Source organism: Elusimicrobiota bacterium, assembly GCA_016721625.1.
Lineage (GTDB): Bacteria > Elusimicrobiota > Elusimicrobia > FEN-1173 > FEN-1173 > JADKHR01.
Window position 1 is genome coordinate 1063860 of sequence record JADKHR010000001.1, and the last position, 19747, is coordinate 1083606.

At 61.1% G+C, this 19747-nt stretch carries 21 protein-coding genes and 1 pseudogene; 1 reads left to right on the forward strand and 21 read right to left on the reverse strand.

All coding sequences use genetic code 11. The features are described 5' to 3' along the window. Positions 1 to 68: 68 nt before the first annotated feature. A pseudogene (locus tag IPP35_04485) lies at positions 69 to 2221 on the reverse strand (glutamine synthetase III). 263 nt (positions 2222 to 2484) lie between these two features. Here IPP35_04485 and IPP35_04490 point away from each other — a divergent pair. Beyond that, positions 2485 to 3723: a homocitrate synthase gene (locus IPP35_04490; GenBank protein ID MBL0058361.1), complete on the forward strand. Its 1239-nt coding sequence runs from the start codon at positions 2485 to 2487 to the stop codon at positions 3721 to 3723. 198 nt (positions 3724 to 3921) lie between these two features. Here IPP35_04490 and trpB read toward each other — a convergent pair whose 3' ends face one another. The 20 genes from trpB to IPP35_04590 form a co-directional block, all read right to left on the reverse strand. Beyond that, on the reverse strand, positions 3922 to 5163 hold the full coding sequence (gene trpB / locus IPP35_04495; GenBank protein ID MBL0058362.1) for a tryptophan synthase subunit beta: 1242 nt from the start codon (positions 5161 to 5163) through the stop codon (positions 3922 to 3924). Beyond that, positions 5156 to 5791, reverse strand: a complete 636-nt coding sequence (locus tag IPP35_04500) for a phosphoribosylanthranilate isomerase (protein MBL0058363.1) — start codon at positions 5789 to 5791, stop codon at positions 5156 to 5158. Before IPP35_04500 ends, trpB begins: the two co-directional genes overlap by 8 nt. 1 nt (position 5792) lies before the next feature. Beyond that, positions 5793 to 6581 (reverse strand): indole-3-glycerol phosphate synthase TrpC, encoded by a 789-nt coding sequence (trpC, locus tag IPP35_04505; protein ID MBL0058364.1) that lies wholly within the window; start codon positions 6579 to 6581, stop codon positions 5793 to 5795. Continuing rightward, complete coding sequence (gene trpD / locus IPP35_04510; protein ID MBL0058365.1) at positions 6578 to 7615, reverse strand: anthranilate phosphoribosyltransferase; 1038 nt, start codon at positions 7613 to 7615, stop codon at positions 6578 to 6580. Before trpD ends, trpC begins: the two co-directional genes overlap by 4 nt. Then, the gene (locus IPP35_04515) at positions 7612 to 8001 is read right to left on the reverse strand and encodes an endonuclease domain-containing protein (protein MBL0058366.1); all 390 of its coding nucleotides are present in this window, start codon (positions 7999 to 8001) and stop codon (positions 7612 to 7614) included. The genes trpD and IPP35_04515 overlap by 4 nt, the downstream gene beginning before the upstream one ends. Positions 8002 to 8049: 48 nt before the next feature. Continuing rightward, on the reverse strand, positions 8050 to 8622 hold the full coding sequence (locus IPP35_04520; protein MBL0058367.1) for an aminodeoxychorismate/anthranilate synthase component II: 573 nt from the start codon (positions 8620 to 8622) through the stop codon (positions 8050 to 8052). Beyond that, positions 8619 to 10079, reverse strand: a complete 1461-nt coding sequence (gene trpE, locus IPP35_04525; GenBank protein ID MBL0058368.1) for an anthranilate synthase component I — start codon at positions 10077 to 10079, stop codon at positions 8619 to 8621. Before trpE ends, IPP35_04520 begins: the two co-directional genes overlap by 4 nt. Continuing rightward, complete coding sequence (gene lepB, locus IPP35_04530; protein ID MBL0058369.1) at positions 10076 to 10579, reverse strand: signal peptidase I; 504 nt, start codon at positions 10577 to 10579, stop codon at positions 10076 to 10078. The genes trpE and lepB overlap by 4 nt, the downstream gene beginning before the upstream one ends. 3 nt (positions 10580 to 10582) lie before the next feature. Further along, a complete protein-coding gene (hisI, locus tag IPP35_04535; protein ID MBL0058370.1) occupies positions 10583 to 10975 on the reverse strand; it encodes a phosphoribosyl-AMP cyclohydrolase in 393 nt (130 codons plus the stop codon). 2 nt (positions 10976 to 10977) lie between these two features. Continuing rightward, the gene (gene hisF, locus IPP35_04540; protein ID MBL0058371.1) at positions 10978 to 11757 is read right to left on the reverse strand and encodes an imidazole glycerol phosphate synthase subunit HisF; all 780 of its coding nucleotides are present in this window, start codon (positions 11755 to 11757) and stop codon (positions 10978 to 10980) included. After that, positions 11758 to 12480 (reverse strand): 1-(5-phosphoribosyl)-5-[(5-phosphoribosylamino)methylideneamino]imidazole-4-carboxamide isomerase, encoded by a 723-nt coding sequence (gene hisA / locus IPP35_04545; GenBank protein MBL0058372.1) that lies wholly within the window; start codon positions 12478 to 12480, stop codon positions 11758 to 11760. A gap of 3 nt (positions 12481 to 12483) precedes the next feature. Continuing rightward, positions 12484 to 13089, reverse strand: coding sequence for an imidazole glycerol phosphate synthase subunit HisH (hisH, locus tag IPP35_04550; GenBank protein ID MBL0058373.1), 606 nt, complete (start codon positions 13087 to 13089; stop codon positions 12484 to 12486). 32 nt (positions 13090 to 13121) lie between these two features. Beyond that, on the reverse strand, positions 13122 to 13733 hold the full coding sequence (gene hisB / locus IPP35_04555) for an imidazoleglycerol-phosphate dehydratase HisB (protein MBL0058374.1): 612 nt from the start codon (positions 13731 to 13733) through the stop codon (positions 13122 to 13124). Continuing rightward, a complete protein-coding gene (gene hisD, locus IPP35_04560; GenBank protein ID MBL0058375.1) occupies positions 13730 to 14896 on the reverse strand; it encodes a histidinol dehydrogenase in 1167 nt (388 codons plus the stop codon). Before hisD ends, hisB begins: the two co-directional genes overlap by 4 nt. A 267-nt stretch (positions 14897 to 15163) precedes the next feature. Further along, the gene (locus IPP35_04565; protein MBL0058376.1) at positions 15164 to 15502 is read right to left on the reverse strand and encodes a hypothetical protein; all 339 of its coding nucleotides are present in this window, start codon (positions 15500 to 15502) and stop codon (positions 15164 to 15166) included. Between the two features lie 78 nt (positions 15503 to 15580). Further along, positions 15581 to 17233, reverse strand: coding sequence for a hypothetical protein (locus IPP35_04570; GenBank protein MBL0058377.1), 1653 nt, complete (start codon positions 17231 to 17233; stop codon positions 15581 to 15583). Between the two features lie 2 nt (positions 17234 to 17235). Beyond that, on the reverse strand, positions 17236 to 17988 hold the full coding sequence (locus IPP35_04575; GenBank protein MBL0058378.1) for an ABC transporter ATP-binding protein: 753 nt from the start codon (positions 17986 to 17988) through the stop codon (positions 17236 to 17238). Further along, positions 17985 to 18575, reverse strand: coding sequence for a hypothetical protein (locus IPP35_04580; GenBank protein MBL0058379.1), 591 nt, complete (start codon positions 18573 to 18575; stop codon positions 17985 to 17987). Before IPP35_04580 ends, IPP35_04575 begins: the two co-directional genes overlap by 4 nt. Further along, positions 18572 to 19333, reverse strand: a complete 762-nt coding sequence (locus tag IPP35_04585; protein MBL0058380.1) for a hypothetical protein — start codon at positions 19331 to 19333, stop codon at positions 18572 to 18574. Before IPP35_04585 ends, IPP35_04580 begins: the two co-directional genes overlap by 4 nt. Beyond that, complete coding sequence (locus IPP35_04590) at positions 19330 to 19728, reverse strand: aspartate 1-decarboxylase (protein ID MBL0058381.1); 399 nt, start codon at positions 19726 to 19728, stop codon at positions 19330 to 19332. Before IPP35_04590 ends, IPP35_04585 begins: the two co-directional genes overlap by 4 nt. Positions 19729 to 19747: the final 19 nt, after the last annotated feature.

The following is a 19747-nucleotide window of genomic DNA, read 5'->3' on the forward strand; positions in this document are numbered from 1 at the left end:
TTCGGCCAAACGACGAGGGCCGTCCCGGTGTTTTGGGACGGCCCTCGGTCAAACCTTTAAGATGCCGTTTAGAGATCGAACAGCATCTCCTGGTAGGTGGGGACGGGCCAAAGATCGCGGGGAAGGATGGATTCCAGCGCGTCGATGTCCGAACGAAGGTCCGCCTGAGCGGTGAAGACGTTGTCGTGGAAGGCCTCGGCCTTTTTGTGCGCGTCGTCCACGGCGTTCGCCTTGGCGGTGGCGGCTTCCAGGGCGGCCGTTTTCTTCGCGGCGGAAGCCAAGAGACCGTTCACTTTTTCCAAAAGCGCCGCTTGGACCTTCACGTCCGCGCCGGCGGCCTTGAGGGCGTTCACCGTCTCGGCCAGCTCGCCGGTGTAGGAGATCACCGCGGGGAGATACTCGTTTTTCGCCATGGCAATGGCGCAACGGGCCTCGATGTTGATGTGTTTGGCGTATTGTTCCAGGCTGATTTCGTAGCGGGAGTGGAGTTCCCGCGCCGAAAGCACCTTGTATTTCTCGAAGAGCGCCACGGCCACGTCGTCGGCGAGCGCCCCGTAGGCTTCGATGGAGGACGTGATGTTCGGAAGGCCCCGTTTGGCGGCTTCCTTCACCCAATCGTCCGAATAGTTATTGCCGTTGAAGATCACCCGGCCGTGTTTTTTCATCACTTCGCGGACGATGGCGGTCACTTCTTTTTCCAGGTCCGTGGCTTTCTCCAGGCGGGTGGCGATCTCGTCCAGGATTCCGCCACGATGGTGTTCAACACCATGTTGGCGTCGGCGATGGACATGGAGGAGGGCACCATGCGGAACTCGAACTTGTTGCCCGTGAAGGCGAAGGGCGAGGTCCGGTTGCGGTCGGAGTTGTCCAGCGCCAGTTTGGGCAAGGTATCGACCCCGATGGTCATGAACTGCTGGCCCTTGGACTCGGTTTTTTTGCCTTCGGCGATGTTGGTCAAAACCTCGGTCAACTGGTCGCCCATGAAGACCGAGATGATGGCGGGCGGGGCTTCGTTGGCGCCCAGGCGAAGGTCGTTGCCGGGGTTGGCGGCACCGGCGCGGAGCATGTCCGCGTGGCGGTCCACGGCGGTGAGCGTCGCGGCCAGGAACACGAGGAACTGTTCGTTGTCGTGGGGCGTGAAGCCGGGCTCCAAGAGGTTCAATCCGTCGTCGGTGGCCATGGACCAATTGTTGTGCTTGCCGGACCCGTTGACGCCCGCGAAGGGCTTTTCGTAGAGCAGGCAGACGAGGCCGTTTCGAAGCGCCACCTTCTGCATGGTCTCCATCACGAGTTGGTTGTGGTCGGCGGCGATGCTGGACATGGAGAAGATCGGCGCCATTTCAAACTGCGCGGGCGCCACTTCGTTGTGCTTGGTTTTGGAGGAAATCCCCATTTTCCACAGTTCGATGTCCAGGTCCCGCATGAACTTGGCGATGCGGTCCTTAATGGCGCCGAAATACTGGTCTTCCAATTCCTGACCCTTGGGAGGAGGAGCGCCGAAGAGCGTCCGTCCGGCGAGCACCAGGTCCGTGCGGTTGTCGAAGTAGGCCTTGTCGATCAGGAAATACTCCTGCTCCGGTCCGACCGTCGTTATCACGCGTTTGGACTTCTTGTTCCCGAGAGCGCGGAGCACGCGGACCGCTTGGCGGGCCAGGGCTTCCATGGAACGGAGAAGCGGGGTTTTTTTGTCGAGGGCCTCCCCAGTATAGCTGACGAAGGCCGTGGGAATCGTCAAGGTGGCGTTTCCGGCGGAATCCTCTTTAAGGAAGGCCGGGGAGGTGGTGTCCCAAGCGGTGTAGCCCCGGGCTTCAAAGGTGGCGCGAATGCCTCCCGACGGGAAGCTGGACGCGTCCGGTTCGCCTTTGATGAGCGCTTTGCCGGAGAAAACGGCGATGGCGGATCCATCGGCCTTGGGCTCCAGGAAACTGTCGTGTTTTTCGGCCGTCTTGCCGGTCAAAGGCTGGAACCAGTGGGTGTAATGCGTCGCCCCTTTCTCAAGGGCCCAGTTTTTCATGGCTTCGGCCACGACGTTGGCAACGTCCAACGTGAGCTCCGCCCCGCCTTCCATCACCTTGCGGAGAGCGGCGTAGGTGTTTTTAGGAAGACGCTTTTTCATTTCCCGGTCTGAAAACACATTGGACCCAAAAAGCTCGAAAAGAGACGGTTCCGCGGAAACGGACCGCCCGTTGGAGGAATGGAGCGCGCTGACTTTGGTGGACATAAAATACCTCACTTGAAAAGAAGTGTCTCCTCGGGCCAAGCCCGGGAGTTTAAATCATCCCCATTGATCGTCTTGCGTGGTTGACCGGCGAACGTCGTTGTCCGCCGTTTTCGATTGATGGGATATTATACCACACCCGCCCCGCTAAAACACAAGAGCCTGAAAATGCGGTGGCGGAGAGCAAGCCATTTGTCAAAAAAATTCGTAGAATGGCGCCTCCCTTGGGAAGCCCGAGGAAATTCCGAATCAATTAAGGACACCCCATGCCGAAAATATTTCTTCTGGACGTGACCAACCGCGACGGAGTGCAGACCTCCCGCATTTGCCTCTCCAAATTGCAAAAAACTGTTTTGAACCTTCACCTGTCCCGCCTGGGGATTCACCAGACGGAATTCGGTTTCCCACTGACGCACCACGAAACCAATTATTTGAACGCCAACTTGGAACTGGCCGAGCAGAAGGTGTTCGGCTCCATGCGTCTCTCGGGGTGGATCCGGGCCATTGAAGAGGACGTGAAGGAAACCTTCAAACGGATACCCAAAATCGAGCATCTCAATTTGTCCATATCGACCTCGGAACAAATGATCCGACATAAGTTCCGGGGAAAATTGGACCACGAGTCGATCATTAAAGAGATGGTCTCGGCCGTCAAGCTGGCCCGGAAAAAAGGGGCGAAGTCCATCGGGGTCAACGCCGAAGACGCCTCCCGGACCGACATCAATTACCTGACCCGCTTCGCCCTCGCGGCCAAGGCCGCTGGGGCCGACCGCATCCGCTACTGTGATACCCTGGGGTACGATTCCCCCTTCAGCATTCACCAGCGGATCACGGTGCTAGCGCGCGCGGTGGGGATCCCCTTGGAGATGCACTGCCACAACGACCTCGGGATGGTGGTGGCCAACTCGGTGGCGGGCGCCATGGCCGCCGTGGACGCGGGAGTGGACGTGCACATCAACACCACCGTCAACGGGATCGGCGAACGCGCCGGGAACGCCGACATGGTGGCCGTCATTTTGGCCCTGCGTCACGCCAGCGGCGTTGAGGGAAAGTATGAGTTGGACCCCCGCATACGCTTGAAAGAGGCCTGGCGCACCTGCAAATACGCCTCCTACGCTTTCGACGTTCCGATCCCCATCAATCAGCCCGGGGTCGGGGCCAACGCCTTCGCGCATGAATCCGGCATTCACGCGGACGGCGCGCTGAAAGACCGACGGAACTACGAACTCTACGATTACGACGAACTGGGCCGGGGCGAACCCGAAATCATTGAAACCGGCCGGCAGATCACCGTGGGCGAATATTCCGGGATCAAGGGCTTCCGAAACGTCTACGAAAAAATGGAAATCGCGTTCAAGGACGATGACGAAGCCACCCGAATCCTGGAATTGGCCCGCTACGCGAACGTGCACAACCAGAAACCCCTGGTGGAAGAAGAAATGCGTTTCATCGCCAAACACCCCGACATCGCCCGGAAAATCTTGACGATGAACCCACTGAGGTAACGCTCTCCCCTCCCCCGAGTCAAAGGACGATTTTTAGCGCTTTAGCTTTCTATCGCAAAGTGATTTGTTTTGTGCTGCCCTTGGGGGGCCACGGGACAGACGACCCCTCCTTACCGGATTTCCCCAAAGAAGCCGCCTGTGGGCCGAAAAGTCGCTCGCAAGGGATTCTTTAAAACTTCAAGTTTTGTAATTAAATCTTTATTTGGAAGGTGAAACGGAGGGAATGGCCCCTGCGAGTCCCAGCAGGGTTTGAAGGTGGGCCATGTCTTTGTCGCCTCGGCCGGAAAGGCCAAGCACCACGGATTGGTTTTTTTTCATGCGCCGGGCCAAGCGGGGAAGGAAACCCACGGCGTGGGCGGATTCCAGGGCAGGGGAGAGGCCCTCGGTTTCGTTCAGAAGTTTGAACCCGGCCAGGGCCTCGGCGTCCGTGGCGGCCACGTAGGTGGCGCGGCCCGAATCTTTATAAAACGCGTGTTCGGGGCCCACGGCGGGATAATCCAACCCCGCTGAAATCGAATGGGTGGCCGACACCTGGCCGTCGGCGTCCTGCATGACGTAGGTACGCGCTCCGTGTAAAACCCCAGGCGATCCGGCGCAGAGAGTGGCCGCGTGGCGGCCCGTTTTCAGGCCCTCGCCTCCGGCCTCCACCCCGTAGAACCGAACCCGGGGGTGATCGTAAAACGGGGCGAAGAGGCCGATGGCGTTGGATCCGCCGCCCACGCACGCCACCAGGGCGTCCGGGTCGCGGCCCGCCGCGGCGCGGTGCTGTTGCATGGTTTCCCGACCGATGACGCTTTGAAACTCCCGCACCATCCAGGGGTAAGGGTGCGGACCCACCACCGACCCGATGCAGTAAAAAGTTGTTCGAACGTTGGTCACCCAATCCCGCATGGCCTCGTTGATCGCGTCTTTCAGCGTGCGGGAACCCGAGCGAACGGGAATGACCGTGGCCCCCATGCTCCGCATCCGAAAAACGTTTAACGCCTGGCGCTCCATGTCCTCGGCTCCCATGTAGACCTCGCAGGAAAGACCCAAAAGAGCGCAGGCGGTGGCGGTGCCCACCCCGTGCTGGCCAGCGCCGGTTTCGGCGATGACGCGGGTTTTTCCCAGCCGTTTCGCCAAAAGGCACTGGCCCAGGGTGTTGTTCACTTTGTGGGCCCCGGTGTGGCAGAGGTCTTCCCGCTTCAAATAGAGGCGCGGCCCCCCCAAACGGTCCGTCAAGTTTTTGGCGAACAGGAGCGGCGTGGGCCGCCCGGCAAAGTTTTTAAGAAGGCCCGATAATTCCCGATGAAACGCCGGATCCCGTCGAAATTTTCGGAAAGCCGCTTCCAGTTCCTCCAGCGGCCCCACCAGGGTTTCCGGAACGAACCGGCCGCCATACTCCCCGAAATAGCCCCGACGGTCGGGAAGATCCTTCAGACGAGGAAAGCGATCAGGCATACTTGACCTCTTCAATGAATTTCTTCATTTTTTCGTAGTCCTTCCGTTTGGGAGACTTTTCGACTCCGCTGGCCACGTCCACCGCGAAAGGTTGGGCGGTCTCGATGGCCTGGGCCACGTTCTCGGGCGTCAAACCGCCGGCCAAAAAGACCGGCTTCCCGAAGGCGCGGGCGCGAACCGCCAGGTCCCAGGGAAACGTTTGACCCGTGCCGCCGGCCAACCCTTCCACGCGCGTGTCCAGGAGGAAATACCCCACCACGTCCTTGTAGGCCGCCAAAGGGTCCAAGTCTTTTTCTTCCGCCACGCGGAACGCTTTGATGAGCAAAACCTCCAACTCGCCGGCGATGGCTCGGCAATCGTCGGGCGTCTGCTCCCCGTGCAGTTGGATCCCCCCCAGGCCCACCTTCTTCGCGATTTTGACGATCTCGGCGGGTCCCTGGTCCACAAAGACGCCGATGGTCGGGACGAAGGAAGGCACTTTTTTTGCGATCCGGGCGGCCAGGTCGGGGGACACCTTGCGAGGGCTGTCCTTGTAAAAGTTCAGCCCGAGATAGTGGGCCCCCAGGTTCACCGCCCAGGTGGCGTCTTCTTCGTTGGTGATCCCGCAGATTTTCACTTTGGTCGACATGTCAGTCCTTTCCGGCGGTCGTGAGGACCCGGGCCGCGCTTTCGAGATTTTTTTGTTTTAACAAAGATTCCCCCACCAACATGGCGTTCACTCCGAGCGCCGCCAACCGGTGAACGTCCGCGGCCGTTTTAATCCCGCTCTCGGCCACCAGAACGGCGCCCTGGGGCGCCCGAGGAACCCATTTTTCAAAGGCCCTGGGGTCCATAGCCAGGGTATCCAAATTCCGGCTGTTGATCCCGATCAGTCGCGCGCCGATTTTTTCCGCTCTTTTTAATTCCGCCGCGTCGTGAATTTCCACCAACGCCTCCATGCTGAAATCGTGGGCCAACGACTGCAACATTCCCAGTTCCCAATCCGTCAACAGGCGAACGATCAATAAGACGGCGTCCGCCCCGTGGGCACGGGCCTCCACCACCTGATAGGGGTCCACAATGAAATCCTTGCGAAGGACCGGAAGCCCCGAGGCCTGTCGAGCCAACCCCAGGTGTTCGAGTTTTCCCCCGAAGAATCGAGGTTCGGTCAGGATGGACAACGCCCGGGCCCCCGCCCGGGTGTAGGCCCGAGCTCCCGCGGCCACGTCATATCTTGAGCGAAGAATCCCGGCGGAAGGGCTTTTGGCCTTCAGTTCGGCGATCAGAGACACCCCGCCTCGGGTCAACGCGGCGGAAAAAGAACGGGGGCGCGACGCGCGACGCGCCAATTTTTCAAGCTCGTTTAAGGGAACCCGCTCCCTCCGTTGAACAAGGGCTGAACGTGTCGCCCGGACAATGGGATTCAAAACCATTGTCACGCGGGAGACCCTTGGCTCAAAAGGACCAGTTTCTCAAGTTTTTCTTTGGCCGCGCCGGAATCGATGGAATGTTCCGCCACGAGGCGAGCCTGTTTCAGGGTTTTCACGTTCCGATGCCCGGCGGCCCGGCTGGCCACCAGAATCGCCGCCGCGGCGTTGGCCACTACCGCATCCCGTTGGGGTCCAGCTTCGCCGGCTAAAATCCGTCGAAGGATGCCGGCGTTTTCCTCTTTGTCCCCTCCCCTCAAAGCGGCCGCCGAATGGCGCTTGAACCCAAAATCTCCCGGGGTCAGCGTTTTCCGATGAAGACGGCCGTCGACGATTTCCACCACCGTGGTCTTCCCGAACAGCGTGATTTCGTCATGCCCGGCGCCGTGGACCACCATGGAATGCCGGGTTCCCAACCGCACTAAAACCTGGGCCATCGCCTCCACCATCTTATCGGAAAACACCCCGATCACCTGGGCATTGGCTCCCGCCGGGTTCGTCAGCGGGCCCAACAAATTGAACACCGTCCGAACCCCCAATTCCCGGCGAACGGGCATGGCGTGCTTCATGGCGGGGTGGAACGCCGGAGCGAAAAGGAAGCCGATGCCGATCTCTTTCAAGCACCGCTCAACGACCGCCACCGGCGGATCGATTTTTACCCCGAGAGCCTCCAACACATCGGCGCTTCCGCAAGCCGACGAGATGGAACGGTTCCCGTGCTTAGCCACCGTGAAACCGGCCCCGGCCACCACGAACGCCGCCGCAGTGGAAATATTGAAACTTCCCTGTTTGTCCCCCCCCGTCCCGCAGGTGTCCGCGATGACCGGGGCCTCCGGAAGATGGATCCGCGTGGCCGCGCCCCGCATGGCCTCCGCGGCCCCGGCGATTTCATCCACCGTCTCGCCCTTCATCCGAAGCGCGATCAGAAACCCGGCCACCTGGGAGGCCGGAACGTGGCCGGAAAAGATTTCGGACACGGATTCCCGGGCCTCATCAAAGGTCAGATCCGTTTTTTCCACCAACTTGACCAACCCCGCCTGAATCATAAAGGGGTCGGCGTCCTCCCCCCTTGAGGGGGAGGAGAAAGGAGGGGGGTATCGTTTGATCGCTCTAGAGACAATCGAACCATTTCAAGCACCGTTTCCAGGTTTTGAATAACTTCGTGGTTCCAAAATCGAATGACCTTGTACCCGCTTTTCTCCAGCCAGAAGGATCTTTTCGCATCCGCCGAAACATCCACCGAATGTTGGCCCCCATCAACTTCTACGATAAGTTTTTCTTCCAAACAAACAAAATCAACGACGAAGGGTCCCAAGGGGTGTTGCCGCCTAAACCGATGACCCTCGATCCCTTTTCGGCGCAATCTTCGCCAAAGAACTCTTTCGGCTTCGGTGGGATTCTTTCGAAGGCTTCGAGCGGTCTGTGTTCCCAAAGACACCCCCCATCCCGGCCTTCCCCCTCAGGGGGGGAAGGAGCCAATTTAAATTTTCATTCGAAGAAAATTCCTCAACAGGTCCTTTCCGCCTTCGGTCAGAATGCTTTCGGGGTGGAACTGAACGCCCTCCAGCGCGGGGATCGTGCGGTGGCGGACGCCCATGATTTCGCCGTCTTCGCTGGTGGCGGTCACGATCAGATGACGGGGGCAGGTCTTTTTTTCAATGACCAACGAATGGTAGCGCGTGGCCGTGAATGGATTTTTCAGCCCTTTGAAAACGCCCTTCCCGTCATGCTTGATTTGGGAGGTTTTGCCGTGCATCAGTTTTTTGGCGCGGATGATTTTGCCCCCGAAGGCGTACCCCAGGGACTGATGGCCGAGACAGACGCCCAAAATCGGAAGTTTCCCCGCATAGGCCTGGATCACCGGAACGGAGATCCCGGCTTCCTTGGGCGTGCAGGGGCCGGGGGAAATCAAGAGGTGGGTGGGGTTCAGGCCCGGGATCTCTCCGATGGAAATCTCGTCGTTTCGAACCACGCGAACCTCTTGGCCCAGTTCCCCCAAATACTGGACGAGGTTATAGGTAAAGGAATCGTAGTTGTCGATGACCAAGATCACAGTTTTTCTCCAGCGAGCCGCAGAGCGGCGACCAGGGCGGCCATTTTGCTTTGGGTCTCCTCGAATTCTTTACGGGGGATGGAATCGGCCACGATCCCGGCCCCGGCTTGCAGGTGGGCCACGCCCTTCTGCATCAAAATGGTCCGGATGGCGATGGCCATGTCCATGTTCCCCGTGTAAGAAAAATACCCGATGGCGCCGCCATAGAGACCCCGGCGGGTCGACTCAATTTCCTCAATGATTTCCATGGCGCGGATTTTGGGCGCCCCGGAAAGCGTTCCCGCCGGGAAAACGGCGCGGAACAGATCGAAGGCGTCCCGGCCCGGCAACAGCGTTCCCGTCACTTTGGAGACGATGTGCATGACGTGGCTGTAGCGTTCGATGGCCATGAAGTCGGGCACCCGCACGCTCCCCGCGCGGGAGACGCGGCCCAAATCGTTTCGGGCCAGGTCCACCAGCATGAGGTGCTCGGCCCGTTCTTTGGGGTCGGCCAAAAGTTCCCGCGCCAACCGCTCGTCGAGTTCGGGCGTGGCGCCGCGGGAACGGGTCCCGGCGATGGGACGGGTTTCAGCCAGCCCGTCCTCCAACCGCACGAGCATTTCGGGGCTGGACCCGATCACCTGGGTGTCTCCGTCACGGAAAAAATACATATAGGGGGAGGGATTGACGCGGCGGAGCGCCCGATAGATTTCGAGAGGATGGGCCTGGACCCGCTTGGAAACCCGACGGGAGGGGACCACCTGGATAATATCGCCAGCGGCGATGTACCGTTTGGCCCGGCGAACGCCCTCCTCGTAACGAGCGCGATCTTCCGCGCTCGCGGCCAAGGGACGCCGCTCCGCCGCGGCCAGCGGGACCAACGACGCGGCCCGCGGACGAAGACGCGACACCCGAGACACCAAGTCCCGGGCCGTCTGTTTGTACATTTTTTCCGCCGAGGCGCCGCGCGGCACCGAGACGGTCCGGACCAGGCGGATCGTGTGGGCCACATGGTCAAAGATGAACAGGTCCCCCGTCAACATGAAGACGAAGTCCGGGACTCCCAAGGGGTCCGAAGCCCGGGCGGGGAGCCGCTCGAAATGCCGGAGGATGTCGTAACTGGTGAACCCCACGGCGCCGCCGTAAAAACGAGGGAGGCCCCGAACCTCGGGAGCGCGGCGCTGGGCCAGCGCCGTCCGCAGGGCTTCCAGGGGACCCACGCCGGTGGCCGAAACCACTGGAGAGGAGGCCGCCCGAGACCGGAGGACCATCCGGGGTTCAAAGGCGGCGAAAGAATATCGCCCCAAATGCTCTCCCCCCTCCACGCTTTCCAACAGAAAACACTGGGGGCTCTTGGCGTAGAGCGCGTGGAAGAGCGCCAAGGGGGTCACCTCGTCCCCTGGGCATTCCACCCAGAGAGGAACCAGCGAGTGGCGGCGCGCCAACGTTTTAAATTCCGCGAGCGACGGATAGATCATCGGTCCACCATCAATTTACCTTCGATCGTCTTCACCGCCACAAAGGGGATGTGCCCGCCCGTCGGACCCAACCAATCGCGGCTGTCGCCGGACTCGTCCCGATTGTCGCCCATCACCACCACGTGGCCCGCCGGAACGACACCCAGTTCCATGTTGTCCCCGACCAAATTTTCGCCGGCGCGGGTGTGCTGGACATAAGGTTCCGGCAGGGGGCGGCCGTTCAACTGAACCTGTTTTTCAACAATTTTAACCTCGTCCCCTTCCATGGCGATGATGCGCTTGACGAGCTCGCGGTTTTCCACGGGAGAAGGGAACGTCACGATCTCCCCGTGGCGAGGAGGGCGGAGCCGATAAATAAACTTATTCACCAGAACCGTCTTTCCGACCGGAAGGGTAGGTTCCATGGAACCGGACACGACCACGATCCGCTCGAAGGCATAGGCCCGAAGCAGGAAACCCAACGCCACCGCCACCGCCGTCAAATACAGGACGCGGATCATCGTCTATTTCTTGCCGTAAACCTTCTTGGGGTCAAAAAGAATTTCGCCGGTGAGCTCGAGCCGCTGGTCGGTCGTCACCTGATGGAAAAAACAGGATTTCCGGCCCGTGTGGCAGGCGGCGCCCCCGATTTGATGGACACGGATCAAGACGCAATCTTTATCGCAGTCCAGGGCCATGGAACGGACGTCCTGAAAATTCCCGCTCTCTTCCCCCTTCCTCCACATTTTGTTGCGGGACCGGCTGAAGAAAACCCCGCGACGGCGCTCCAGCGTTTCCAAGAGCGCCTCCCGGTTCATGTAGGCGACCATCAGCACCGTGCCGTCTTTGTCGTCCTGGACGACCGCGGGCACGAGCCCCTTGTCGTCGTATTTCACCTCGTTGACCCACTCGGGGATGTTCATCCGGTTCTCCTCTCCGCGCGCATGGGGATTCCCCGCCGGCGCAAGTATCTTTTTAAGTTCTGAATCGAAAGTTCTTTGAAATGGAACAGCGACGCCGCCAGCGCCGCGTCGGCCCCGGCCCGGAAGGCGTCCTCGAAATGACGGGGCGTCCCCGCCCCCCCGGAAGCGATCACGGGGACGGTCACCGCCCGGGAAACAGCGGCCAACATCTCCGTGTCGTAACCCGCTTTGGTCCCGTCCGCGTCCATGCTGGTCAAAAGGATCTCGCCCGCTCCCCGCCGCACCGTTTCCCGCGCCCAGGCCAAGGCATCTTTTCCCGTGGCGGTCCGCCCGCCGTGGATGTAGATTTCCCAACGCCCGGGCCCCCGCCTTTTTGCGTCCATGGCCGCCACGATGCACTGGGCCCCGAAGCGGGCCGACGCCTCCGAAAAAAAAGCGGGACGTTGCACGCCCGCCGTATTGATCGACACCTTGTCCGCCCCGGCGTTCAGCAGGGCCCGGATATCCTCCAGGGTCCGCACCCCGCCCCCCACCGTCAACGGGATGAACACCTGCTCGGCCGTTCGGCGGACGACCTCCAGCAAAATGCCCCGCTGGTTGGAGGAGGCCGTGATGTCCAGGAAAACCAACTCGTCCGCCCCCTCGGCGTTGTAGCGGCGCGCCACCGCCACCGGATCTCCGGCGTCCCGAAGGTTCAGGAACTTCGTGCCTTTCACCACCCGGCCCGCGTCGACGTCCAGGCAGGGGATGATCCGTCGCGTGAGGCCGTTTTTCATTTAGCCGGCGGCGGCGATGGCTTCGGGAAGGGTGACCTTGCCCGCGTAGAGAGCCTTGCCTAAAATGCAACCGCGAAGCCCTTTGGCTTCCAAACTTTTGAGCGCGTGGATGTCCGCCAAACCCGAAATCCCGCCCGAGGCATAAACGCCCATGTGCGTCATTCCGAGCACGGCCTCGATGGATTTTAAGTTGGGTCCTTTGAGCGTCCCGTCTTGCTTGATGTCGGTGTAAACGATTTCCCGGAAGCCCAGGTTATCGATCAGCTTGATGACATCGGCCAGGCTCTGGCCGGAATCCGCCTGCCACCCTTCGATCATGACCTCGCCGTTGACGGCGTCGAGGGAAGCCATCAGGCGACCCGGGAACTCCGCGATGGCGGACTTGATCCACTGGGGATATTTGAGGATGGCCGTCCCGACAATGGCGCGCCCGACGCCTTTCTCCAAAACCTTTCGCACGGTCTCGGGATCCCGAAGGCCGCCACCGAACTGGACAACGACGTTCACCGCGTCCTTGATCCGGTAGACCAAGTCCAGGTTCGCCGCCTGGCCCGTGAAAGCGCCGTCCAGATCCACCACATGGAGCCGCTGGGCGCCCTGGGCCACCCATTGCCGTGCCATTTCCACGGGATCGGAGGAATAGACGGTCTGTTGTTTCGGGTCCCCGTGGATCAAGCGCACGACGGAACCGGCTTTGATGTCAATGGCGGGAATTACTTGCATGGGTCACCTCGTCGATGAAATACGGCTGAGAAGGTTCTTTAAAAAGCGAAGGCCCCTGGGGCCGCTCTTCTCCGGATGGAACTGGGTGGCCGCCAGGTTTCCCCGGGCCACCGCGGAACAAAATTCGCCTCCGTAGGGCGTCGTTGCCCAGACCAGTGAACGATCCGCGGGCCGGGGATAAAAAGAGTGGACAAAATAGAAGTGGGCCGAGTCGGGCAGGACGCCCTTCCCCAGGCCCGTCGCCGATCCTTTGGGATGGACCTCATTCCACCCCATGTGCGGCACCTTGAGGTGGGAGGATTTGAGACGAAACTTGACCACCTTCCCCGGCAGAACGCCGAGGCCCCGAACCCCGGGGGCCTCTTCGCTTTTCTCAAAAAGGATTTGAAGCCCCAGGCAAATCCCGAAATAGGGTCGGTCCGATTGGATCCACTCTTTGACGAACCCATGGAGTTTTTTCTTGCGAAGGACGCCCATGGCCGATTCAAAAGCTCCCACGCCCGGCACCACCAGAAGGTCCGCCCGCTCTAAAACTTTGGCGTCCGCCGAAACGAAAGCCTTCGCCCCCGCCTGGGCCAAGGCCTTCTCGACCGAACGCAGGTTTCCCATGCCATAATCCAAAACGCCTGCGCGAATCGGCCTCACAGGCTTCCTTTCGTGGAGGGAACCGAGGAGAGCCGGCGAGGATCGATGGAGACCGCCTGGGACAGGGCGCGGCCGAACCCTTTAAAAATCGATTCGGCAATGTGGTGGTTGTTCCGGCCCTGAAGTAACTTGATGTGCAGGTTCATTTTCGACGTCATGGCCATGGCCTGAAAAAAATCCTCCAACAGCTCGAAACAAAACGGCGCCTTGTTTTGAACGGAAAATTTCACCTTCCAATCGAAATAGGGCCGGCCCGAGAGATCCAAAGCGACGTAGGACAATGTTTCGTCCATGGGCGTCAGGGCCCGGCCGATTTTAAGCGCCTGGCCGTAACGCGCGATGCCGCGTTTGTCGCCCAGAGCTTCGACCAGGGCTTCCCCCAGCGTGAGGCCGATGTCCTCCACCAAGTGGTGATCGTCGATGTGGGTGTCCCCCTGGGCCGCCACCTCCAGGTCGAAGTTTCCGTGTTTGGCAAAGAGTTCCAGCATGTGATCCAAAAAGGGGAGGGTCGTCCGCACCCGATACCGGCCCCGTCCGTCCAAGCCCAGCCGCAGGCGCACGCCGGTTTCCGAAGTGACGCGATCCCGTTTTGCCGCTCGTTTTTTCATATTTTCTCCCGAACCCGGGCCGAGGCGGCGTGACGCGCCAGCCCCTCCGCCTCGGCGAACTGGGCGATGACGGGCGCCGCGTTTTGCATGGCGCGCCGCGACACTCCAATCACGCTCGTTCGTTTCAAAAAGGTTTGTATCGACAGGCCGGACGAGAACCGCGCGGACCGTCCTGTGGGCAGGACATGGGACGGCCCCGCCCAATAATCCCCCGCCGCCACAGGAGACGAAGATCCCAGGAAGACCGCCCCCGCGTTCCGAACCAGCGGGAGCCAGCTCTCGGGATTCTGGACCATCAAAGATAAGTGTTCGGGCGCCAACCCGTTGGCGCGCTCCAAGGCGTCTTTCTTTCCCGAGGCTTTCACGAACCGGCACTGGCGCCGAAGGGACGGGAGAACCGCCGCCCGCGCGGCGGCCAAAACCCGGGCTTCGCTGGAAACCACCGTGGCCCGGGCCAAGGGATCGTGCTCCGCCTGGGCCATGAGGTCGGCGGCGACCGCTTCCGGCGGCGCCGTGCGGTCGGCCACGATCACAATTTCGCTGGGCCCCGCCAACATATCGATCCCGACAGCGCCGAAAACCTGCCGTTTGGCCTCGGTCACCCAGGCCCCTCCCGGGCCCACGATCAGGTCCACGGCGGGAACGGTTTTCGTTCCGTAGGCCATGGCGCCCACGGCGGCCACGCCGCCGATTGAAAAAATTTCGTCCACCCCGGCCATGGCCGCCGCGGCCAAAACTTCTTGCGTCAGATTTTTAGGCGGGGTGCACATCACCACCCGCCGTACTCCGGCGACCCGGGCCGGGATGGCCGTCATGAGGACGGTGGACGGATAAGCGAACCGGCCTCCCGGCACGTAGAGCCCGGCGGTTTCCACGGGTCGCACCTCCTGCCCCAGCGTGATCCCGTCCCGCCGGTCCCGCCAGGACCGCGGCGCGTGGCGCTTTTCGGCCTCGTGAAATCGTCGGACGCGGAGGGCGCACTCGTCCAGCACCCGGCGCCGTTCCAAGGGAAGGGCTTTCAACGCCTCCCGCAGGCGAAGGGCGGAAATTCGCCATTCCGACGGCCGCCGGTCCACGCCGTCGAAACGGCGCAGAGCCGCCCCCACGGCGGCATCCCCGCGGCGACGAATGTCATCCAAAAGAGCTTCGACTTTGTTTTTCATGGGAGACCGATACGCATTATATCAAAAGAAGGATCCCCTACCGACGGAGAGACAGGGGTCAAGCCCCGGGCGCGCCGGGAGGAGGAAGACAGCCGCACTGTTCCGAGCTTTTTTGGCATCCTCGGCAGACAACGCGGCGGTCCCGGCCGCGAACATGAAGATCCATGGGGCCGCCGCAAACGCGGCATTGATCCCGCAAAGGCGTTTTGTTCACACGCCGGGTCCGGCGCTCCACCTCCTGGGGATAGGGGGTTTCTTCCGCCCCCGTCACGAGGATCGCCGGCCTTCCCGTTTAACGGCCAAAAGTCTTTGGGAATCCACCGGGATGTTCCGAACAATACCCGCCGCGTCTTCATACCAAAACAGAGTGCCGCCGGGCCCCCCCGTGATGCCGATCAGTTTCCCGTATTCGGGCGGAACGTAAGCCACGTTCCGATACTGGGAAAAGCGCATGGAATCATCCCGTTCATCGAAATGGAACTGTTCTTCCTCCGTCACGGAAGAGTAGTACATCCCGTTTTTGAAACTCCGAACCAACCCCGACGCCGCCGCGCCCACCGCGAAGGCCGCCGTCACCGCCGCCACCAGACTCCACCGCACTCGCATGGTCACCTCCTACCCGATCTGTTGATTATTTTACCTTTTCGGTTGGAATCTGGACAAAAAACTCGCCAAGTGTTCTTCCTACAGATCGGCGCGTTCTAGCTTTAATTTTCCCAGCAGGAAGGGGGTGGTGAAGGCAACGATATTGAGCAGGACCAGCGCGGTGAAGATGAAGACGGTTTCCGACGTATTTCCGAAGGATCGGCCGGAGAAATAGTGAGCCCGGACGACCACGGCCTCCAGGGCCAGGGTGACCCCCACGTAAAAAAGAGAGGTCGCCATGTAAACAAGTCCGCCGGCCGACGTTTGGATCTGGGCGACGTTCTCCAGGCCGAACCGCGGGAACAGAGCCCCGAACCCCACCCCCATCCCCGCCAGCGTGATCGACATGACGAAGACCGTCCCGTTGGACAACCAAACGATGAAGCGGTCCACCCCCAAAAAAGCGTTGGACACCCACACCAGGGCCACCCCCATGGCCGCGATGGGGACGACCCCTCCCAGGAATTTTCCCCAGAGGATTTCCCAGAGGCCCATGGGGGCCGACCGGAGGGCCCACCAACTTCTCCCCTCCAGGCTGACCGCGGGAAAAACGAACCGAAGACCCACCGACGCCAGGACGAACCCCACCATGCCGATGTTCAGGAAAGAGATCAGCCCCCGCAAAAAACGGGTGTCCAGGGGCAATTTTCGGATGCTGATTAAATAGATGGCCACGATGGACAGGAGCATGAGGAGCTGGGACCATTGGTTGGAGTCTCGACGGAAGACCGCCAAATCCTTGCCCAAGAACGCCCGGAACCGCACGCCGAAGAGGGACGGAACCCAACGCCATTCCCGACCGAGCGGCGCGGGCCGGTTGCGCCGGGGGGATTCTTGGGCGGAGGACCACCCCCCGTAATAGGCTTTCTCGCCGAAATAGAGCAATCCCCCCGTGACCGCCAGCGCCGTCCCCACCAGAATTCCGCCGAACTGGAGCGCGTCCGCCACCCGCCCGGCCGCGAAGCCGCCCACGGCCTGGGCCAACCAATAGGAGGGCAAAAAAGGCGCCGTGGGCGTTTCCAGAAGCGCGATGTACTGGATCAGAAACTCCATGGTGTCGGCGCGTAGGAACTTCGCCGGGGCCAGCCAACGGACCCAGAGGAAAAGGCCCGTGCAGATGAGAACCGCCAAGACCAGCATCACGTCCCGCACCCGACGGGCCGGGAAAAGGCACATGAGCGCCAGGGAGAGGGCGATTCCCAGGGCGCTCGCGATCCAAACGAAAGGGATCCCGAGGGCCGTCAAAAGAAAGTAGAACGCCGGCCCCTGGCCCGTCACCTGGCCGTAGGCGGCGAGGAAAGGGAGGAGGGACATGACCATCATCCAAGAGGAGAAAATCGTCGTCTCCAGGGACTTGAAGGCAAAGAGGGTCCGGTAGGGAAGCGGGGTGTGGACCAACATGGACAGGTCCCGGGCGAAAAACAGGGTGGAAAAACTGGCGAGGGTGCTGGAGAAAATGATCATGAGGAAACTGGTCATGAAGGCCATGGCCAAAATTTTAAGGAGGAGCAGGTCCCCGATCAACTCCACGTTTCGGATGACCGTCAGAAACCGAAAGAAACCCCAGTGGAGCCCGCCGAAGAAAAGGAGGCCTAGACAGGCGAAACTGGCGGCCTTGATTCGTTCGGCCGCGGAACTCCGCGTGACCCAGTTCTTTAATTTAAGAAATTGGATGCGCAGGAGAAACCGCACGGTCAGGCGAGGAACTTCAATAAGTCCCGATACTGGTCCCCGCCGGTGAGAGTGAGGAAAATGTCCTCCAGGGTCCCGGAGTGGGCGGCCTGGGCCCGAAGATCGGCGATAGTTCCCACCCGGGTCAGCCGTCCCTGCTGAACGATGCCCACCCGGTGGCAAAGCCGTTCGGCGATCTCCAGGACGTGGGTGCACATGAAGATGGCAACGCCGCTCTCCGACAACCGCTGAAAAACGTCTTTCACGAGCCGGGCGCTCTTCGGGTCCAACCCCACCATGGGCTCGTCTAAAAACAAGACCTTGGGTTCGTGAAGCAGGACGCCCGCCAGGACGAGCTTCTGCCGCATCCCATGGGAATAGGTTTCCACCAACTCCGACCCCATCCCGCCCATCTCAAACATTTCCAGGAATTCCGGGATTTTCTTTTTCTGGTGGGAAAGGTCCACCTCGTAGAGGTCTCCGATGAAACGCAAAAACTCGTTGCCGGTCAGGTGGGGATACACATAGGGCTGGTCGGGAACCAGGCCCATGATCTTCTTGGCGCGGCGGGGTTCGGCCTGGACGTCGAAGCCGCCCACCCAGGCGCGCCCCGCGGTGGGCCGCAGGAGCCCCGTGAGGAGTTTCACCGTCGTCGTTTTCCCCGCTCCGTTAGGGCCCAGGAAACCGAAAATTTCCCCCGGCGGGATTTCCAAATCCAGCCGGTCCACCGCTAAAACGTCCTGAAATTTTTTCATCAACCCTTCGGTTTTGATCATGCCATCCCCCGGAAAAAATGCAGGGCCAACCCCGAGAGGAGGGGAAGCGTCATGTTGTCGTCGGGCGGAAGCGAGAAAAACTCCAAGACTGCGGCCAGGAGCGCGCCCACCAAAGCTTCCGGCCGCCCCGGGACCGGGGTCAAGACCAGAACCCCGACCACCCAGGCGCCCAGGAAACAGGCCAGGCTTCCCTCCAAACTTTTCCCGCCGATCCGGAGGCGGCCCCAGGTCCGGCCCACGAACCCGGCCAAGCCGTCTCCCACGGCCAAATAGAGCATGGCCGCGACCACGATGTCCCGTTCGGGAACCAGCAAAACCACCAGGAAACACCCCGCCAAGGTCCAGAAAATCCCCGAAGGCCGGTGCCCCTCTTTTTCCCGATGGATGCCCGCGAAACGGCCAAGGAGCCACGCATTGAACGGGCCGTGACGTAGGCGTCCCGCCTCCAGCCCCGCCCCTAAAACCAACGCGGTGCCCAAAATCCAAAGGGTCGGCCCGCGTCCGGCGGCGACGAAAAGCAAGGCGTATCCGGCGCTGAAAGCGTGGAAAATTTTCCGCAGGCTTTCCTGTCGGAAGGCGGACATCATGGGAGAGCCCCCCGTATCCATCCGCCCTGGGCGGCCGCCTTCCGCCCCAACCATGAGAGGCCTTCCCAGGTCCGTTCAAAAAGTAGCCTCGTGTCCCCCACCCACGCGCCAAAGAAGGAAGAAAGTTCCACGATCGATGGGAAAAGGGCCTTCAACACGAAGGCCAGCACCAGGCCGTTGGATAAAACGATGAGTACCAGAGAGAAGAAAGTTCCCGCGTGGCGGAGGTCCGGCTGGTTTTGTCGAAGGGCGTGAACGGTGAGAGCCAGGTGGAAAGCCAGCGTCAAGCCGATCCCGAAACCGACCCAGAGCGGAGGGGCGGCCAACGGGGCGTAACGGCGCACGAGCCCGTAGGCCAGAAGGACCGCGATCGTGTAGGCGGGAACGCAATAGGGGGCGAGGGCCACGAAGGCGTTGGTGTCGGACAGTTCGACTTCGCCCCCCTTTTCCGAAACGAAGAGGGATTTCACTTTGTAACCGGAGAGCAGGGCCGCCGCCGCGTGGGTCAACTCATGCCCGAACACATACAACGTCATGGGTTTACGAAAAATCAGATGAAGGAGGGCATACACGGCGGCGCCGGCCAAAACGGGAAACAGCACCGGTCCCTCGAAGGGAAGCGCCCGCCCGACGCGCGCCAGGCCGATCCAGGCGCCCAGAGCGGGCCCGGCCAGAGCGAGACCCAGCGCGGGATAAAGGGGGCGCGGAAATCGGAGGCGGGACTTCTTGGACTTCCGTCGAAAACGGACGCGCCTCATCCCGCCGCGGCGCCAGGCTTCTCGTGCAGATATTTGACGAAACGGTTCCCGCGGTCCACCAACACGATGCGGGCCCGGGGCGGGCGGCGGGCCACGTCAAAGGTCATGATGATGACCTGGTCCCCCTTTTTCACCAGGCGGCTCGCGGCGCCGTTGGCGCAGATATCTCCGGAACCCCGGGGACCTTTGATGACGTAGGTTTCCAGGCGCGCCCCGTTGGTGTTGTCCACCACCAGAACTTTTTCGTGTTCAGCGATGTCCGCTTTCTCCATCAAGGCGGCGTCGATGGTGAGCGACCCCACATAATCCAAATTAGCGTCGGTGACGGTGGCGTTGTGGATCTTGGACCTCAGAAAAATTCTCACAGGGTTCTCCGGTCGCCCGAGCAGAGCCATGGCGAGGGGGACGTGGACC

Bases quoted from the DNA above. Each gene is read 5' to 3' on its own strand.
- IPP35_04490 (MBL0058361.1), top strand. From the start codon at position 2,485: ATGCCGAAAATATTTCTTCTGGACGTGACCAACCGCGACGGAGTGCAG.
- trpB (MBL0058362.1), bottom strand. From the start codon at position 5,163: ATGCCTGATCGCTTTCCTCGTCTGAAGGATCTTCCCGACCGTCGGGGC.
- IPP35_04500 (MBL0058363.1), bottom strand. From the start codon at position 5,791: ATGTCGACCAAAGTGAAAATCTGCGGGATCACCAACGAAGAAGACGCC.
- trpD (MBL0058365.1), bottom strand. From the start codon at position 7,615: ATGATTCAGGCGGGGTTGGTCAAGTTGGTGGAAAAAACGGATCTGACC.
- trpE (MBL0058368.1), bottom strand. From the start codon at position 10,079: ATGATCTATCCGTCGCTCGCGGAATTTAAAACGTTGGCGCGCCGCCAC.
- lepB (MBL0058369.1), bottom strand. From the start codon at position 10,579: ATGATCCGCGTCCTGTATTTGACGGCGGTGGCGGTGGCGTTGGGTTTC.
- hisF (MBL0058371.1), bottom strand. From the start codon at position 11,757: ATGAAAAACGGCCTCACGCGACGGATCATCCCCTGCCTGGACGTCGAC.
- hisA (MBL0058372.1), bottom strand. From the start codon at position 12,480: ATGCAAGTAATTCCCGCCATTGACATCAAAGCCGGTTCCGTCGTGCGC.
- hisH (MBL0058373.1), bottom strand. From the start codon at position 13,089: ATGGGAAACCTGCGTTCGGTCGAGAAGGCCTTGGCCCAGGCGGGGGCG.
- hisB (MBL0058374.1), bottom strand. From the start codon at position 13,733: ATGAAAAAACGAGCGGCAAAACGGGATCGCGTCACTTCGGAAACCGGC.
- hisD (MBL0058375.1), bottom strand. From the start codon at position 14,896: ATGAAAAACAAAGTCGAAGCTCTTTTGGATGACATTCGTCGCCGCGGG.
- IPP35_04565 (MBL0058376.1), bottom strand. From the start codon at position 15,502: ATGCGAGTGCGGTGGAGTCTGGTGGCGGCGGTGACGGCGGCCTTCGCG.
- IPP35_04575 (MBL0058378.1), bottom strand. From the start codon at position 17,988: ATGATCAAAACCGAAGGGTTGATGAAAAAATTTCAGGACGTTTTAGCG.
- IPP35_04580 (MBL0058379.1), bottom strand. From the start codon at position 18,575: ATGATGTCCGCCTTCCGACAGGAAAGCCTGCGGAAAATTTTCCACGCT.
- IPP35_04585 (MBL0058380.1), bottom strand. From the start codon at position 19,333: ATGAGGCGCGTCCGTTTTCGACGGAAGTCCAAGAAGTCCCGCCTCCGA.
- IPP35_04590 (MBL0058381.1), bottom strand. From the start codon at position 19,728: ATGGCTCTGCTCGGGCGACCGGAGAACCCTGTGAGAATTTTTCTGAGG.